The organism is Mesorhizobium sp. (assembly GCF_024509055.1).
GTDB lineage: Bacteria > Pseudomonadota > Alphaproteobacteria > Rhizobiales > Rhizobiaceae > Mesorhizobium.
This window is the reverse complement of record NZ_JANINM010000447.1, coordinates 1-15,382: the sequence shown is the minus strand read 5'-3', so window position 1 is coordinate 15,382 and position 15,382 is coordinate 1. Positions and strand designations below refer to the sequence as shown.

General features: G+C 64.6%; 18 protein-coding genes. 10 read left to right on the top strand and 8 right to left on the bottom strand.

Annotated elements, in window-relative coordinates; genetic code table 11:
* Nucleotides 1-373: 373 nt before the first annotated feature.
* Nucleotides 374-760 carry a DUF2794 domain-containing protein gene (locus Q0L57_RS25625; RefSeq protein ID WP_296745866.1) on the top strand — a complete coding sequence of 129 codons (387 nt, stop codon included), beginning with the start codon at nt 374-376 and terminating at the stop codon, nt 758-760.
* A gap of 112 nt (nt 761-872) precedes the next feature.
* Here the strand turns inward: Q0L57_RS25625 and Q0L57_RS25620 are convergent, their stop codons facing one another.
* The 4 genes from Q0L57_RS25620 to Q0L57_RS25605 form a co-directional block, all read right to left on the bottom strand.
* Complete coding sequence (locus Q0L57_RS25620) at nt 873-1,451, bottom strand: GNAT family N-acetyltransferase (RefSeq protein ID WP_296745865.1); 579 nt, start codon at nt 1,449-1,451, stop codon at nt 873-875.
* A gap of 117 nt (nt 1,452-1,568) precedes the next feature.
* A complete protein-coding gene (locus tag Q0L57_RS25615) occupies nt 1,569-2,309 on the bottom strand; it encodes a Bax inhibitor-1/YccA family protein (RefSeq protein ID WP_296745864.1) in 741 nt (246 codons plus the stop codon).
* A 215-nt stretch (nt 2,310-2,524) separates the two neighbouring features.
* Entirely contained in the window at nt 2,525-5,065 is a 2,541-nt protein-coding gene (locus tag Q0L57_RS25610; protein ID WP_296745863.1) for an ABC transporter permease, read from the bottom strand.
* Nucleotides 5,065-5,763, bottom strand: coding sequence for an ABC transporter ATP-binding protein (locus tag Q0L57_RS25605; protein WP_296745862.1), 699 nt, complete (start codon nt 5,761-5,763; stop codon nt 5,065-5,067). The genes Q0L57_RS25610 and Q0L57_RS25605 overlap by 1 nt, the downstream gene beginning before the upstream one ends.
* An 82-nt stretch (nt 5,764-5,845) precedes the next feature.
* Between Q0L57_RS25605 and Q0L57_RS25600 the strand changes: the two genes are divergently transcribed.
* Together Q0L57_RS25600 and thpR are read left to right on the top strand one after the other, a co-directional pair.
* Entirely contained in the window at nt 5,846-6,490 is a 645-nt protein-coding gene (locus Q0L57_RS25600; protein ID WP_296745861.1) for an arylesterase, read from the top strand.
* Nucleotides 6,491-6,608: 118 nt separating this feature from the next.
* Complete coding sequence (gene thpR, locus Q0L57_RS25595) at nt 6,609-7,205, top strand: RNA 2',3'-cyclic phosphodiesterase (RefSeq protein ID WP_296745860.1); 597 nt, start codon at nt 6,609-6,611, stop codon at nt 7,203-7,205.
* Here thpR and Q0L57_RS25590 read toward each other — a convergent pair.
* Nucleotides 7,154-7,624, bottom strand: coding sequence for a low molecular weight protein-tyrosine-phosphatase (locus tag Q0L57_RS25590; RefSeq protein ID WP_296745859.1), 471 nt, complete (start codon nt 7,622-7,624; stop codon nt 7,154-7,156). The two genes, thpR and Q0L57_RS25590, sit on opposite strands and share 52 nt — an antisense overlap.
* A 52-nt stretch (nt 7,625-7,676) precedes the next feature.
* On the opposite strand from Q0L57_RS25590, the gene Q0L57_RS25585 reads away from it, so the two are divergent.
* The 3 genes from Q0L57_RS25585 (at nt 7,677) to Q0L57_RS25575 (ending at nt 9,221) form a co-directional block, all read left to right on the top strand.
* Entirely contained in the window at nt 7,677-7,970 is a 294-nt protein-coding gene (locus Q0L57_RS25585; protein ID WP_296745858.1) for a 4a-hydroxytetrahydrobiopterin dehydratase, read from the top strand.
* Between the two features lie 115 nt (nt 7,971-8,085).
* Complete coding sequence (locus Q0L57_RS25580) at nt 8,086-8,448, top strand: YkvA family protein (RefSeq protein ID WP_296745857.1); 363 nt, start codon at nt 8,086-8,088, stop codon at nt 8,446-8,448.
* A 266-nt stretch (nt 8,449-8,714) separates the two neighbouring features.
* Nucleotides 8,715-9,221 carry an invasion associated locus B family protein gene (locus Q0L57_RS25575; protein ID WP_296745856.1) on the top strand — a complete coding sequence of 169 codons (507 nt, stop codon included), beginning with the start codon at nt 8,715-8,717 and terminating at the stop codon, nt 9,219-9,221.
* 54 nt (nt 9,222-9,275) lie between these two features.
* On the opposite strand, the gene Q0L57_RS25570 is transcribed toward Q0L57_RS25575, so the two are convergent.
* Together Q0L57_RS25570 and Q0L57_RS25565 are read right to left on the bottom strand one after the other, a co-directional pair.
* On the bottom strand, nt 9,276-10,625 hold the full coding sequence (locus Q0L57_RS25570) for a chloride channel protein (RefSeq protein WP_296745855.1): 1,350 nt from the start codon (nt 10,623-10,625) through the stop codon (nt 9,276-9,278).
* A 154-nt stretch (nt 10,626-10,779) separates the two neighbouring features.
* Nucleotides 10,780-11,079 (bottom strand): hypothetical protein, encoded by a 300-nt coding sequence (locus Q0L57_RS25565; protein WP_296745854.1) that lies wholly within the window; start codon nt 11,077-11,079, stop codon nt 10,780-10,782.
* Between the two features lie 230 nt (nt 11,080-11,309).
* Here Q0L57_RS25565 and rlmN point away from each other — a divergent pair, with 230 nt between their 5' ends.
* The 3 genes from rlmN (at nt 11,310) to Q0L57_RS25550 (ending at nt 13,606) form a co-directional block, all read left to right on the top strand.
* Entirely contained in the window at nt 11,310-12,545 is a 1,236-nt protein-coding gene (gene rlmN, locus Q0L57_RS25560) for a 23S rRNA (adenine(2503)-C(2))-methyltransferase RlmN (RefSeq protein WP_296745853.1), read from the top strand.
* The gene (locus Q0L57_RS25555) at nt 12,542-13,009 is read left to right on the top strand and encodes a hypothetical protein (protein WP_296745852.1); all 468 of its coding nucleotides are present in this window, start codon (nt 12,542-12,544) and stop codon (nt 13,007-13,009) included. Before rlmN ends, Q0L57_RS25555 begins: the two co-directional genes overlap by 4 nt.
* A gap of 150 nt (nt 13,010-13,159) precedes the next feature.
* Nucleotides 13,160-13,606, top strand: coding sequence for a hypothetical protein (locus Q0L57_RS25550; protein WP_296745851.1), 447 nt, complete (start codon nt 13,160-13,162; stop codon nt 13,604-13,606).
* A 13-nt stretch (nt 13,607-13,619) separates the two neighbouring features.
* On the opposite strand, the gene Q0L57_RS25545 is transcribed toward Q0L57_RS25550, so the two are convergent.
* Nucleotides 13,620-14,261 (bottom strand): LysE family translocator, encoded by a 642-nt coding sequence (locus tag Q0L57_RS25545; protein WP_296745850.1) that lies wholly within the window; start codon nt 14,259-14,261, stop codon nt 13,620-13,622.
* 181 nt (nt 14,262-14,442) lie between these two features.
* On the opposite strand from Q0L57_RS25545, the gene Q0L57_RS25540 reads away from it, so the two are divergent.
* A partial coding sequence (locus Q0L57_RS25540; protein WP_296745849.1) for an argininosuccinate synthase occupies nt 14,443-15,382 on the top strand: 940 nt, incomplete at its 3' end.

The following is a 15,382-nucleotide window of genomic DNA, read 5'->3' as shown; positions in this document are numbered from 1 at the left end:
TAAAAAACCGGCGTCAGCTTGCTTCTGACGCCGGTCATTCAGGTTTTGGGATCGTCGCACCTGATTTTTCCAAGGAAAAACCGAGGTTGGTTCGATCCGACGCTGACCCGTGGGCGGGGGGCTTGGGGTTTACGAGCCGGTGCCGGACCGAACCGTCTCAGGCAACGCCGGTAAACTCGTCGGACATTGGGGCATGAGCGCGGATAATTTGTGGCGACAATGTGGCAGAGCATCACCAATTCCAACATCCGTTTTGCAAACGTGACTGGACGTGTCGGAAACCGCGCGGCGGCGCTTGCTTAGCCGACCCTTGCAATTCCCCCCCGAAAGCGCCAACTTTGACCAGCGCATGATTCAATCGAAGGATCGAGGCATGACCGATCACAGCGGCGGGACGGAGGATGGGGAAGCATCCGCAATATTGATCCCGTTGCATGAGGCGCGGCGCGAACGCCTCGACCAGCCGGTCAGATTCGACCGGCGCGAACTCGACCAGATCCTCAGGCTCTACGGGCGCATGGTGGCGGCCAACGAATGGCGCGACTACGCCATCGACCACCTTTCCGATCGCGCTGTTTTCTCGGTCTTCCGCCGAGCGAGCGAAGTGCCGCTGTTCCAGATCGTCAAGGACCCGAAGCTGGCGCGCCGCCAGGGCGCCTTCGCCGTAATCGCCGCCGGCGGACGTATCCTGAAGCGCGGCCAGGAACTTGGCCGTGTGCTCGGCGTGTTCGATGCCAAGCTGAAGGTTGTCGAGGCTTGAGGGAAATTGAATAATTGAAGAACTGAAGGAAAAGACGTCCGGCCTGTTCCATCAGGCACTAAGTGCCTTTTCCTTAATTCTTCAGTTTTTCAATTCCTAAGTCCCTCTCCCCTCAATTCCTCTTCCCCTCACCACGAAACTTACGCTCCGGCAGCGAATCCGGATCGGGCGGCAATTCGGCGCCGCCATTCATCGGCAGTTGCATGAACACCGTGTCCAGCCAGCGTCCGTGCTTGTAGCCCGATCCTTCAAGGCGTCCTGAATGCCGGAAGCCAAGCTTCTCGTGCAGCCTGACCGACGCGCTGTCGGAATGGCCGTCGCCGATCACCGCGATGATCTGGCGGAAACCGGCTGCGCGCGCGGCCTCGATCAGCGCCCGCATCAGCAGCAGCCCGATGCCCTGGCCCTTGGCCTCAGGCGCGACATAGACGGAATCCTCGACGATGAAGCGGTAGGCGGGGCGCGGCCTGAACGGCCCGGCATAGGCATAGCCCAGCACGATGCCGTCCTTCACCGCCACGAGGTACGGATAGCCTCCCGCCGTGAGATTCGCGAATCGGCTGCCCATCTCGGCGCGATCGGGTGGTTCGAGCTCGTAGCTCGCGGTGCCGTGCGTGACCGCATCGGCATAGATTTCCGTGATACGGTCGAGGTCGGTCGCCGCTGCGGCTCTGATCGCAAGATTGCTCATAATTTATGCAGACTGTTTTCCTGCCCTAATATGAGCAGAGGCGGCCGCAAAAGGAAAGGGCGGCCGTTAGGCCGCCCTTTCGGAAGTCTATGGCCCAGCCAGTGCCGGGGCGGCGCCTTAGCGGCGATCGCCCATGAACTGCAGCAGGAACATGAACAGGTTGATGAAGTCGAGATAGAGCCTCAACGCACCCATGATCGCCTTGCGGCCGGCGACATCCGAAGCATCGCCATCGAAATACATCTCCTTGATCTTCTGCGTGTCGTAGGCCGTCAGGCCCGCGAACACCAGGACGCCGATCGCCGACACGGCGAAGGCGAGTGCGGACGACTGCAGGAAGATGTTGATCAGCATCGCGATCAACAACCCGAACACGCCCATGATCAGGAACGAGCCCATCGCGGTGAGATCACGCCTGGTCGTGTAGCCGTAGAGCGACAGCGCGCCGAAGGCGGCCGCCGTGGCGAAGAACGTCTGCGTGATGCTGGTGCCGGTGTAGACGAGGAAGATCGTCGACAGCGACAGGCCGACAAGGCCGGCATAGACCCAGAACGTGGTCTGCGCCGCGCTCACGCTCATCGACTGGATCCTGAACGACAGGAACATCACGGCGGCCAGCGGCGCCAGTATGACCACCCAGCGGAACGCGCTGGCATAGATCAACTGGCCGAAGGCGGTCAGCTGGCCATCGCCGGTGACGGCGAGATGGAATGCACCCCAGGCGGCAAGGCCGGTGATGAGCAGGCCAAGCCCCATGAGGTTGTAGACTTTGATCATATAGGCGCGAAGGCCCTGATCGATATCGACGCGCGCGCCGGGGACGGCGGACGTCTGGTAGTTGCGAATGGGATCAGCCATTGGAAATCCTCTGTTGCTTCTGCCCCGTCCGGTGACAGGCCTTCCGGCCAGGCGCCGCTGGCGGGGCTCCAGCATGCCTAGCACGAAATATGATGGTTCTTGGCGCCAAGAACAAGACGGTAACCGGGCGTAACGCTTCGTGACAGCGCGAAAGGGCCGGCTTTCGGCCCCTTCGGGTGGCATCCTTACGAAGATTTAACCCCTGCAGCCGGTATTCAGAGGGCGCGCAGCACCGGCGCCGCCTTGTGGCCGAGCACCCGCCATGTGCCGGCCAGACCGATGCCGACCGTCACCGCCAGCGAAATCAGGATCGTCGCCACGGCCACCTCCGGCATGAAATGCGACGGCAGCGTCATGATGTGCGCGACCACGAACCATGCCGCGATGCCGCCCGCGACAAGCGCGAACAGCGCCGTGGCCAAGCCGATCAGCATGTATTCCAGCGAGAATGCCGCGATCAGCGTTCTGCGCGTCGCGCCGAGCGTCTTCAGCACCACGGCGTCGTGGATGCGCGCCCGGTTGCCGGCGGCCAGCGCGCCGGAAAGCACCAGCACCGAAGCGATCAGCGCCACGCCGGCCGCGGCGCGGATCGCCGTGCCCAGCTGCGCGACCAGCCGGTTGACGATGTCGAGCGCGTCCTTGACCCGCACCGTCGTCACCGCCGGGAAGGCGCGCGTGACGGCGTTGAGCAGGCGGGCGTCGTCGGCCGTGGTGGCGCTCTTGTCGGTCAGCGTCGCAAGCCAGCCATGCGGGGCCCCGGCGAAAGTGTTGGGCGAGAAATCCATGACGAAGTTGATGCCCATGGTTTCCCATTCGACCTGGCGGAAATTGGCGATCCTTGCCGTCACGTTGCGGCCGAGCACATTGACGGTCACGGTGTCGCCGAGCTTCAGCCCCAGCTGCTTGCCCTCCTCGGACGAGAACGACACCAGCGGCTCGCCCGAATAATCCGCCGGCCACCATGCGCCTTCGGTCAGCGTGGCGTTCTCCGGCTGCCTGGCGTCATAAGTCAGGCCGCGATCGCCGCGCAGCACCCAGGCGCCTTCAGCCGGGATCTTCATCTTGCCGACCTCGACGCCGTTGAGCGCCATGATCCGCCCGCGCAGCATCGGCACCTTGGCCAGCGTTCCATGCGGCGCTTCCTTGCCGACGAGGCTAGCAAAGGCATCGACATCGCCGCTCTGGATGTCGACGAAGAAGAAATTCGGCGCCCGCTCGGGCAGGCTGCCGGAAATCTGCCGCCTGAGATTGCCGTCGATCAGCGCCAGCGTCACCAGGAGCGTCAGGCCAAGTCCCAGCGACAGCACGACCGAGGGCGTCAGCGCGCCGGGCCGGTGAATGTTGCCGAGCGCAAGCCGGAGCGAAACGGAACGAACGCGCGGGCTGCGCCGGGCAGCCCATTGCACCAGCGACGCCACCAGGCGCAGCACCAGGAAAGCAAAGACCGTGGCGCCGACGAATATCGAGGCGATGCGCCGGTCGCCGGCCGATAAGATGGCCAGCGCCGCCAGCACCAGCACGATCGCCAGCGCAGCACCCGCATAGGGCAGGCGCGGCAGGCCACGACTCTCAAAGCCCATTTCGCGGAAAAGCGCCGTTGCCGGCACGTCGCGGGCGCGGCCGAGCGGCAACAGCGCGAAGGCCAGCGTCACCAGCATTCCGAACAGCGCCGCCATGGCCAGCGCGCCTGGATAGAAGCCACCTTCCGCCGGCACCGGAATGACCGACTGCAGCAGGGCGCTCGCCGCGAACGGCATCGCCGCGCCAAGGACCAACCCGAGCACAATGCCGAGACCGGCGATCAAAAGGATCTGCACGAGATAGACGGTAAAGACGAAGCCGCCGGAAGCGCCGAGACTCTTGAAGGTGGCGATGACCCCACGCTTGCCGTCGAGATAGGCGCGAACTGCGTTCGCCACGCCGACGCCGCCGACGACCAGCGCCGTCAGTCCGACCAGCGTGAGGAACTGCGAGAAGCGCTCGATGTTGGCCGAAAGCGCAGGCGCCGCGTTGCTGCGCGTGCGGATCGACCAGCCGGCCTGCGGAAAATCCTTCGCCGCCTGGTCCTGGATCTCCTTGATGCGGGCCGCGCCGGTGCCGTCGGGCAGCCGCACCTTGTAGGCATTCTCTACCAGGCTGCCAGGCTGCACCAGGCCGGACGCTGCGAGCCCTTCGCTCGATATCATCAGCCGGGGAGCGAAACCAAAGCCATCGGACACAGCGTCCGGCTCGCCGGTCAGCCGCGCCCGCAGCTCGAAAGTGGCGCTGCCAAGCTTCAGCCGGCTGCCGACATGGAGGTTGAGCCGCTCGAACAGAAGGTCGGGCGCCGCGGCGCCGAAGACGCCGGACCTTTCACCGAACAACTCCTTCCTCGGCAGCGGCGGGTCCGTTTCCAGCGTTCCGTAGAGCGGATAGGCATCGTCGACCGCCTTGGCTTCCACCAGCGCCTGGTCGGAGCCGTCCTCGAGCCGCGCCATGGAACGCATGCCGGAATTCAAGGACACTTTGCCGAGGCTGCCGAGGAAAGCGAGTTCGGCATCCGTGGCGCAGCGCTGGTTGATCTGGAACCGCAGGTCGCCGCCGAGCAGCGTCTGGCCCTGGTTGGCGACGCCGGCGGTGATCGCCTGCGCCACCGAATTGACGCCCCCGATCGCCGCGACGCCGAGCGCGATGCAGGCGAGGAAGATCATGAAGCCGGACAGCCCGCCGCGCATTTCGCGCAACGAGAAGCGGATGGCGAGCTTCAATGTCCGCATCAGGCCGGCACCTTCGCCGGCTTCGCCACGTCCTCGATCCGTCCCGAGCGCATCGACACCTGGCGCGGACAGCGGGCGGCCAAAGCCGGATCGTGCGTCACCAGCACCAGCGTCATGCCGCGCTCGGTGGCCTTTGCAAAGAGCAGGTCGGCGATCTGCTTTCCCGTCGCCTGGTCGAGGTTGCCGGTCGGCTCGTCGGCAATCAGGATGCGCGGCGAGGGCGCCAGCGCCCTGGCGATCGCGACGCGCTGCTGCTCGCCGCCGGAGAGTTCGCCAGGATAGTGGGTGACGCGGTCGCTCAAGCCCACCGCGGCCAGCTCCCGCGCCGCCACGCCGAACGGATCGGCATGGCCGGAAAGCTCCAGCGGCACCGCGACATTTTCGAGCGCCGTCATGTTCGGAATGAGGTGGAAAGACTGGAAGACGATGCCAATGTTTCGCCCGCGAAACGATGCAATCTGGTCCTCGCTGCGGCCGTTGAGCAGTTCACCCGCGATCCGTACCGTCCCCGAATCAACCCTTTCCAGGCCTGCAAGGACCATGAGCAAGGTCGACTTTCCGGAGCCCGAGGGGCCGACGATGCCGGTGGCCTCCCCTGCAGTAACGTCGAGGCTGACGCCTTTCAGCACATGGACGGAGGAAGCGCTCTCGCCGAGTGTCAGCGATACATCCCTCAGCGCAATGACGGCTTCTGTCACAATGAAAGCGTCCTATATGGTGGAAAAGGGAGACCGTCGCGTCTCCTCCCAGGGATTGTTTCGGTCATATGGGGCTCGCCGCATGGCTTTCAAACACACTGTTGTCGCAGCCCTTGCCCTTTTCGTGGCGGTTTGCGGCGTCATTTCGTCAGCGCGGGCCGACACGTTCAGGATCGTCGGCCTCGGCGACAGCCTGATGGCGGGTTTCAGCCTCGGCCCGGGGGAAGGATTCACTGACAAGCTGCAGGCGGCGCTGAAGGCGAAGGGCCATGACGTTACGGTCGCCAATGCCGGCGTCTCCGGCGACACCTCGAGCGGCGGCCTGTCGCGGCTCGACTGGTCGGTGCCGGACGGCACCCGGCTCGTCATCCTGGAGCTCGGCGCCAACGACATGCTGCGCGGCATTTCGCCCGACATCACCGAAAAGAACCTCGATGCGATGCTGGCGAAGCTCAAGGCGCGCAACATCCCGGTGCTGTTGGCCGGCATGCGCGCCGCGCCCAATCTCGGCGCGGATTACCAGAAGGCTTTCGACGCCATCTATCCAAAACTCGCCGCGCAATACGGCGTTCCGCTCTATCCGTTCTTTCTCGACGGCGTCGCCGGCCATACGGACCTGCAGATCGAGGACGGCATGCACCCCAATCCCCGGGGTGTCGATGTGATGGTCGAGGGCATCCTGCCGACCGTCGAGAAGGCCATCGTCGCCAATGGCGGCGCGTCGTGAGGCACAAACGCAACGGTTTCCGTCGGGGAAACCTTGTGGATAACAAACCGCTTGCCCCGCATGGCTATCGATGATTCGCTAGGGGCGAGAGTTTCGATTCGAGGACAGGAGGCTTCACATGCCACGTCTTTTCACCGCCCTCGAAATTCCGCGTGATGCTGCTCTTTCGCTGTCCCTGCTCCGGGGCGGCCTGCCCGGAGCACGCTGGATCGATGTCGAAAACTACCATCTGACCCTGCGTTTCATCGGCGACGTCGAAGGCCATCTCGCCGACGAGATCGCCAATGCGCTGGACCGCATCCATCGCCCTTCCTTTTCGCTGGCGCTCTCCGGCGTCGGCGCCTTCGGCGGCAAGAAGCCGCATGCGGTGTGGGCCGGCGTTTCGAGCTCGCCCGACATGGTGGCGCTGCAAGGCGAGATCGACCGCATCTGCCAGCGGCTCGGCCTGCCGGCCGACCCGCGCAAGTTCATGCCGCATGTGACGCTGGCGCGCCTACGCAATTCGAGCCCGCTCGACGTCGCGCAATATCTTTCGGCGCGCGGCAATTTCTCCGCGCTGCCCTTCCGCGTCGGCCGCTTCGTCTTGATGTCGTCGCGCGATTCGGTCGGCGGCGGCCCTTACATCGTCGAGGAGGCCTGGCCGCTTTCGGGCGTCGATACGCGTCAGTTGAGCCGTGTCGCCAACTCTTCCGACGCCTCGCGGATCATGCGGTAAACGGAAGCGAACGCTTCGGCCTCGTCATAATAGGGATCCGGCACGTCGCCGACCGCTCCTGTCGCGAATTCGAGGTAGAGATGGATCCGGTTGCGCATGGCCTCCGGCGCCAGTGCCTTGAGCTCGCGCATGTTCGACTGGTCCATGCCGAGAATCAGGTCGAAGCGCGAAAAGTCTTCCGTCTGGATCTTGCGCGCCCTTTGCCCCGAAATGTCGACGCCATGCTCCGCGGCAACCGCGATCGAGCGCCGGTCGGGCGGTTCGCCGGCATGCCAGCCCCCTGTTCCGGCCGAATCGACCGAGATGCCATGCTTCCCGCGCTCGGCCAGGACGGCACGGAAGACGCCCTCGGCCAGTGGCGAGCGGCAGATGTTGCCGAGGCAAACGAACAGAACGGATTTTATGGGCTTTGCGCTCATCGATCCGGCGCTATGGTGCAGGTCATTTTCCCGAATAGCACAGGACATGGATATGACCAGAGAGAAACTCAGCAGGGAAGCCGTCGCTGCCGCCTTGGCCGAACTGGAGGGCTGGTCGCTGGCCGCCGACGGCGCCTCGATCAAACGCAGCTTCGTTTTCAAGAATTTTTCCGAAGCCTTCGCCTTCATGACGCGCGTGGCGCTGGCCGCCGAAAAGATGGACCACCATCCCGACTGGTCGAATGTCTACAAGACCGTCGATGTAACGCTGAACACGCATGACGCCGGCGGCGTCACGGCGCTCGACATCGAACTGGCGAAGCGCATGAACCGCTATTTCGGCTAACTGTCCCTTTCCCCGCACGACGCCCCGCGAACCCTTGCAGCGGAGCGGCGCCTTCACCACATCTGCCGGCGGCGGCCAGGGGCAACGACGCGCCCGCGCCGCCAAGGAGACACTGATGGCGCAGGAATCCGGTTCTGATTTCTTCGGCTTTGGCGACAGGCTCGCCGGGGAAAGCGAGGTGCGCGAGAAATTCTGGCGGACCGCCAGGAAGGCTGCCCGCCAGATCCCGTTCATGGACGAGGTGGTCGCCGCCTACTTTTGTGCGATGGACAAGGAGACGCCTCTGCGCGCCAAGGGCATCCTGCTCGCCGCGCTCGGCTATTTCGTGCTCCCGTTCGACTTGATTCCCGACTTCGTCGTCGGCCTCGGCTTCACCGACGATATCGCAGTGCTCACCGCCGCGATCACCGCCGTCAGCGCCCATATCACGCCTGCGCACCGGCAGGCCGCCAAGGACGCCCTGGCCGATAGGGGTTGATCGCCGGGGCGGTCTTGCGGCATGGGAGACGCGCCGCAACGTCCGCGCGAAAAGACAAACTCTTGCCGTTTTCGTGGCCTCCAAGTTCGCGCCGGGACGTCGTGCCTGCCGCTTGCGGCATCGGTGCGAATGGTGGCGGTTTCCTGGGGTGAGGCTCCTTTTCTTTAGGAAAATTCACCGTTTGGTAACCCTGATTAAATCAAAATGAAGCGACGGCAGGACGCAACGCGACCCGCCTCCGCTCCATTTGGAATACGGGAAGAACGATGCGCGGATTGATTGCTACAATTTCCAGCCTGGTCCTGGTGGCCAGCTTCGCGGCGCCGGCGCTGGCGCAGCAGGCGACGAAGATCGGCCAGCACAATGCGTGGGGCACCTACAGCTACCAGTCGAAGGCCGGCAAGGTCTGCTATGTGCTCACCGTGCCCACCGACAAGCAGCCTCCGTCGCTCGACCACGGCGACATGTTCTTCTTCGTCAGCCAGCGGCCCGGACAGCAGGTCTCCTACGAGCCGCAGTTCATCGCCGGCTATAACTTCCAGGAAGGCTCCAAGGCCACCGTCACCATCGACAAGAAGAGCTTCTCGATGTTCACGCGCGGCAAGTCGGCCTGGGTCGAGAACGCGGCCGAGGAGCCGGTTCTGATCGCCGCCATGAAGACCGGCTCCGACATGAAGGTGCAGGCGAAGTCCGGTCGCGGCAACCCCACCTCCTACGTCTTTTCGCTGAAGGGCATTTCGGCCGCGCTGGCCTCGATCGCCACATGCAAATAGGCGACAGCCCGATTTGATTTGCAGGCCGGGCCTTCGAAGCCCGGCCTTTTGCTTTCAGGCGTGCTGTTCGGCTTCGGCGGCCCTGCGCCGCCTGATCGCGTCCGCGATGAAGACCCGCGACAGCGCGTGATACAGCGGCTCATGCGAGATCAGCCGCGCCGTGCCGTAGCCCAGCACCGCCGCGCACATCAGCGCGATCACATTGTCATGGTTGCCGGTCATCTCGAGGATGATGACGAAGGCGGTCATCGGCGCCTGCACCACGCCGGCGAAATAGCCGGCCATGCCGAGCAGGGCGGCGATACCGGTGCTGCTGCCGAGGACCAGGCCGAGCGTGCTGCCGAGACCGGCGCCGACGGCCAGCGACGGCGCGAAGATGCCGCCCGGAATGCCCGACACCATCGACAGCACGCCGGCAGCGAATTTCTCCGCGAAGAAGAACGCCGGCAGCGGCGTGCCCTCGATGGCGACGCGCGCCTGCGTGTAGCCGGTGCCGAAGGTAAGTCCGCCCGAAGAGATGCCGATCACCGCGACCGCCAGCCCGCACACGCCCGCCACCAGCAGCGCGCGCCACAGCGGCTGCAGCGCGTTCCAGCGCCGAATGCGCCGTGTGATCTTGAGCGCCAGCAGCGAGAATAGCGCGCCGAAACCGCCGCCGATGATGCCGCAGGCCAACACCAGCGGCCAATCAGTGGCGAAGGCGACGGTGTCTTTCGCCACGCCGAAATAGGTGTAGTTGCCGAGCAGCCCCAGCGAGGCGAGGCCGGCGAGGATCACCGCCGTCAGCACCAGCCCGTTGGTGCGCGATTGGTAGGCGCGGCCCATCTCCTCGATGGCGAAGACGATACCGGCGAGCGGCGTGTTGAAGGCGGCGGCGATGCCCGCCGCCGAACCCGCCAGGATGAGGCCCCGCGCCTGCGCCATGCCACCCCAGCGCGCCGCCTGCAGCATCAGCGCGGCGCCGACCTGCACGGTAGGACCCTCGCGGCCGATCGATGCGCCACAGAACAGGCCAATCACGGTGAGCGCGATCTTGCCCGCCGCCAGCCGGAGCGAAAGAAGACGCCCGCGATCGTCCTCGTCGCGCAGATGTCGCGCGGCGATGGCCTGCGGGATGCCGCTGCCTTGCGATCCCGGAAAGTAGGAATGCGCGAGCCACGCGCAGAGCACGAAGCCCGCCGGCGTCATGACCAGTGGCAGGTAGAAGCGCCAGCCGCCGTCACTGCCGATCACCAAATGGAAAAGGACTTGCGCCCGGTCGGCGAGCGTCGCGAACAGCACGCTGATCAGACCTATGGAAATGGCGCCGGCCCAGAAGACCAGGCGGGGCTGCCAGACGCGCCGCGAAATCCACATTGCCTGCGAGCGCCGCAGCATCGGGTATTTTCGCGATAAGCCGGCCATGCCTGTCCTCGGGTGCAGTCCTGCCCGTAGCACACCCACGAGGACGATCAAGCCTGGGGGATCAGGCCAGTCTGGCGCTCCAGGATTCAAGACCCACCGCCGGCCGGCGTCGGATATCCCGCCGGTTTGCCACCGGCGGGATATCGGAAATGGCTCACATCGCCATTTTCTCGCATTCGGCCTGAGCCTTCTTGGTCGACGTATCGATCATGTAGGCTTTGCCCTTGGCGTCGGTCATCATCATCATGCAATGCTTGATCGGCTTCGCCATCTTCATCATTTCACTGCTCATCTTGGCGTCGGGCGTCATGGTGCCCATATGGCCGTCCGGCATGATCGCCGTCACTTGTCCGGCCTTCATCATCGTCATCGTGCCCATGGCGTCTTCCGCGAGCGCCGGCGAGACGGCAAGGGCGACGAGACCGGCAACGAAAGCAAGCTTGATCGAGCGCATTCCAGGAACTCCCATTTTTCTGGAGCACAATTGCCCCATTCTGCGTTCGCGGCCGGGAGGCGCACCGTTACGCCGACACGAATATGTGATCGCTCCCTCGGCCAGGTACCGGACGCGAGGTCGCCGTCGGCGACCCGCGCATGACTCCGCCCGCAAGCTGTGCTATGCGCCGCGCTTCATTTCAGGCACGATGCTGAAATCGGCCGCAAACCGCTTATATTGGCGCCACCATGACTGTTTCCCTTGATCTGACCGCCGAAGGCGCACGCGATGCGTTGCGCGCCCGCGCCACTGCGACCGAAAAACCTTCGCTGATCGGCCTCACCCGCGCCGAGCTCGGCGCCGCCCTGGTAGAAGCCGGCATCGTGCCGGAGCGCCAGGCCAAGATGCGCGCCCAGCAACTCTGGCACTGGATGTATGTGCGCGGCGTCTCCGATTTCGCGCACATGTTCAACATCTCGAAGGACCTGCGCGCCGAGCTCGACAAGCATTTCACCGTCGCCAGGCCCGAGATCGTCGAGGAACAGATTTCGTCCGACGGCACGCGCAAATGGCTGTTCCGCTTTCCGCCGCGCGGCGCGGGCCGTCCGGTCGAGATCGAGACCGTCTACATTCCCGAGGAAGGCCGCGGCACGCTCTGCATCTCCTCGCAGGTCGGCTGCACGCTGACCTGTTCCTTCTGCCACACCGGCACGCAGAAGCTGGTGCGCAACCTGACGGCCGAGGAAATCCTGGCGCAACTGCTCACAGCCCGCGATCGTCTCGGCGATTTCCCCGACCGCGACACGCCGGACGGCGCCATCGTGCCGGCAGAGGGCCGCAAGGTTTCGAACATTGTCATGATGGGCATGGGCGAGCCGCTCTATAATTTCGAGGCGGTGAAGAAGGCCCTGCTGATCGCATCCGACGGCGACGGCCTGTCGCTGTCGAAGCGCCGCATCACGCTCTCCACCTCCGGCGTCGTGCCGGAGATCGCCCGCACCGGCGAGGAGATCGGCGTCATGCTGGCGATCTCCCTGCATGCCACCAATGACGACCTGCGTGACCTGCTGGTGCCGATCAACAAGAAGTTCCCGCTGAAGGACCTGATCGCCGCCTGCCGCGCCTATCCCGGCCTTTCCAACGCGCGCCGCATCACCTTCGAATATGTGATGCTGAAGGACGTCAATGACTCGCTCGAGGACGCCAGGGCGCTGGTCAAGCTGCTCAAGGGCATTCCGGCCAAGATCAACCTGATCCCGTTCAACCCGTGGCCCGGCACCAACTACCAGTGCTCGGACTGGGAGACGATCGAGAAGTTCGCCGACTACATCAACAATGCCGGCTATGCCTCGCCGATCCGCACCCCGCGCGGCCGCGACATCCTCGCCGCCTGCGGCCAGCTGAAGTCGGAATCGGAACGCATGCGCAAGGTGGATCGCCTGGCGCTGGAGGCGATGATGATCGCGGGACACGGCGAGGCGTGAGGCGCATCATCGCCTATCTCGTCCGCTTCGCCGCCATTCTCATCGGCTATGTCGTCGCCTCGCTGGCCGCCAGCGCCTTCCTCAACATCCTGTTCCTGGCGCATCTAGGCTACACGCCGTCCAATCCCGAGCCGACGGCCACCGTATCGCTCTATTTCTCAGTGCCTTTCCTGGCGCTGTTCGTCGCCTATTTCGCTTTCGTCCCGGCGGCTATAGTCATCCTCATCGCCGAAATTCTCGGCCGGCGCGACTGGCTGTTCTACGCGCTTGGCGGCGCGGCCATCGCCGTCGTCTTCCTCGGTTTCGCCCACAACATCGCCAATGCCGATTTCGATATCACCGACACCAACGCAAGGTTGGCGCTGGTCGGGGCCGGCATGGTCGGCGGCATCTTCTACTGGCTTTCCGCCGGCCGCTGGGCTGGCAGCTGGCGCCGCGAGCCGCTGCTGGATGCGGAGCCGTGATGATCGCTCGCGATCCTCGACACTGCGCCCGCAACGGGAAATCCCGCTCAAAATTCTGCTACCTTGGTCACCAGGCGGCTTTATAGGCGGCTGCAGCCATTGGGTGGAGGTCAGACCGATTCTTGCCAAGCGACAAACAGTGGTTTGACTATGAGGCGCATCATCGTTCGCTTTGCCGTCATCCTGGTCGGCTATCTCGTCGCTTCTCTAGCGGCGAGCGTATTCGTGTATGTCCTCATGCTGGCACGCCATAACTGCCAGTCGGCCTGGCCTGAACCGCCAGCTGCCGCCGTGCATCTTTTTCTGGTACTGTTTGGAGCGCTCTTGGCGGCTCGAATCTTCTTTGTGCCAGCGGCTCTCGTCATTCTGATGGGCGAAATATTCGGCTGGCGCAGCTGGCTGTTTTACGCGCTCGGCGGCGCCGTCATTGGCTTCCTCACCATGGCCCTCACGCCCGAAGCCGCCGCCTATGTCGAAACCAGTGTCAGGCTGAAGATGACAGGCGCCGGCATGGTCGGCGGCATCTTCTACTGGCTCTCCGCCGGCCGCTGGGCCGGCAGCTGGCGCCGCGAGACGCTGCTCGATTCCGAACCCTGAACCGAGACCTCGCTTACCTCGCCTGGGCGGTGATGATCTTGAGCGCGAAGGCCGAGAACACCCCGGCGAACAGGTAGTCGACCACGCGCGTCACGCGCGGGCTGGCCTTCATTGCCGCCGAGAACTTTTCCGCCGCCAGGACCATCGGCGCCGTCACCGGAAGCGACAGCACGATAAACATCACGCCGAGGAAGAACAGTTTGCCGGGCGCGTGTGGATCATGCGCGGAGACGAACTGCGGCAGGAACGTCATGAAGAACAGGATGACCTTGGGGTTGAGCAGGTTGACGCCGAGCCCGGCCGCCCAGCTGCGGAACAGCGATATCCGTGGCCCCGTCTTTTTCTCCGGCGAGAAGGCGGAGCCTTTGGTCAGCGCCTGCCAGGCGAGGAACACGAGATAGGCGGCGCCGAAAATCTTCAACGCGAGGAAGGCCATCGGCGAGGCCACGATCAGCGCCGAAACGCCGACCACCACCAGCGTGGTGTGGATCAGCGTGCCGACGAGCGCGCCGGCAAGCGAGGCAAAGCCGGCGGCGCGGCCCTGGCTCAGCGTCCGCGACACGAAAAGCGTCATGTCCGGCCCTGGCGTGATCGCCAGGATGACGGTCGCGACCGCGAACTGGATCAGCGTGGTGGTGTCGGGAACGAACTGCATCGGCTGCACCTGGAATGGATCGCACCGCCTATAGCGCGGCCGTTCGACGCCCACCAGCGCTTGCCCGCGCTGCCCTCTGGCCCAGCATCTGCGGCGACGGCAGGGCTGTTCGTCACTTGCGCCGCCCGGAAACGCCGTGATACTCGCCCGACGAACCCTTCTTCTGCGCGGAACCGCCAACATGTCCAAGACCCAGAACGTGAAGAAAGTCGTGCTTGCCTATTCCGGCGGCCTCGACACATCCATCATCCTGAAGTGGCTGCAGACCGAGCTCGGCGCGGAGGTCGTCACCTTCACCGCAGATCTCGGCCAGGGCGGCGAGCTGGAGCCGGCCCGCCGCAAGGCCGAGATGATGGGCATCAAGGACATCCGCGTCGTCGACGTGCGCGAGGAATTCGTCGCCGACTTCGTCTTCCCGATGTTCCGCGCCAACGCCGTCTATGAAGGCACCTATCTGCTCGGCACCTCGATCGCCCGGCCGCTTATCTCAAAGCATCTCGTCGAGATCGCCAGGGAAACCGGCGCGGACGCGATCGCCCATGGCGCCACCGGCAAGGGCAACGATCAGGTCCGCTTCGAGCTTTCCGCCTATGCGCTGAACCCCGACATCAAGGTCATCGCGCCGTGGCGCGACTGGTCGTTCAAGTCGCGCACCGACCTTCTCAACTTCGCCGAGCAGCACCAGATCCCGGTGCCGAAGGACAAGCGCGGCGACGCGCCTTTCTCGGTCGACGCCAACCTCCTGCACTCGTCGTCGGAGGGCAAGGTGCTGGAGGATCCGTGGAGCGAGCCGCCGGAATTCGTGCACCAGCGCACCGTCTCGCCGATGGATGCTCCCGACGCCGTCACCGAGATCGAGATCGAATTCCTCAAGGGCGACCCGGTCGCGCTCAACGGCAAGAAGCTGTCGCCGGCCACCATGCTTGCCGCGCTCAACGACCTCGGCCGCGACAACGGCATCGGCCGCCTCGATCTCGTCGAGAACCGTTTCGTCGGCATGAAGTCGCGCGGCGTCTACGAGACGCCCGGCGGCACCATCCTGATCGCCGCGCATCGCGCAATCGAATCGATCACGCTCGACCGGGGCGCCGCCCACCTCAAGGACGAGTTCATGCCGCGCT

Coding starts and splice junctions, on each gene's coding strand:
- Q0L57_RS25585 (WP_296745858.1), top strand. CDS start 7,677: ATGACCAGAGAGAAACTCAGCAGGGAAGCCGTCGCTGCCGCCTTGGCC.
- Q0L57_RS25545 (WP_296745850.1), bottom strand. CDS start 14,261: ATGCAGTTCGTTCCCGACACCACCACGCTGATCCAGTTCGCGGTCGCG.
- rlmN (WP_296745853.1), top strand. CDS start 11,310: ATGACTGTTTCCCTTGATCTGACCGCCGAAGGCGCACGCGATGCGTTG.
- Q0L57_RS25620 (WP_296745865.1), bottom strand. CDS start 1,451: ATGAGCAATCTTGCGATCAGAGCCGCAGCGGCGACCGACCTCGACCGT.
- Q0L57_RS25575 (WP_296745856.1), top strand. CDS start 8,715: ATGCGCGGATTGATTGCTACAATTTCCAGCCTGGTCCTGGTGGCCAGC.
- Q0L57_RS25610 (WP_296745863.1), bottom strand. CDS start 5,065: ATGCGGACATTGAAGCTCGCCATCCGCTTCTCGTTGCGCGAAATGCGC.
- Q0L57_RS25565 (WP_296745854.1), bottom strand. CDS start 11,079: ATGCGCTCGATCAAGCTTGCTTTCGTTGCCGGTCTCGTCGCCCTTGCC.
- Q0L57_RS25570 (WP_296745855.1), bottom strand. CDS start 10,625: ATGGCCGGCTTATCGCGAAAATACCCGATGCTGCGGCGCTCGCAGGCA.
- thpR (WP_296745860.1), top strand. CDS start 6,609: ATGCCACGTCTTTTCACCGCCCTCGAAATTCCGCGTGATGCTGCTCTT.
- Q0L57_RS25550 (WP_296745851.1), top strand. CDS start 13,160: ATGAGGCGCATCATCGTTCGCTTTGCCGTCATCCTGGTCGGCTATCTC.
- Q0L57_RS25615 (WP_296745864.1), bottom strand. CDS start 2,309: ATGGCTGATCCCATTCGCAACTACCAGACGTCCGCCGTCCCCGGCGCG.
- Q0L57_RS25580 (WP_296745857.1), top strand. CDS start 8,086: ATGGCGCAGGAATCCGGTTCTGATTTCTTCGGCTTTGGCGACAGGCTC.
- Q0L57_RS25625 (WP_296745866.1), top strand. CDS start 374: ATGACCGATCACAGCGGCGGGACGGAGGATGGGGAAGCATCCGCAATA.
- Q0L57_RS25590 (WP_296745859.1), bottom strand. CDS start 7,624: ATGAGCGCAAAGCCCATAAAATCCGTTCTGTTCGTTTGCCTCGGCAAC.
- Q0L57_RS25600 (WP_296745861.1), top strand. CDS start 5,846: ATGGCTTTCAAACACACTGTTGTCGCAGCCCTTGCCCTTTTCGTGGCG.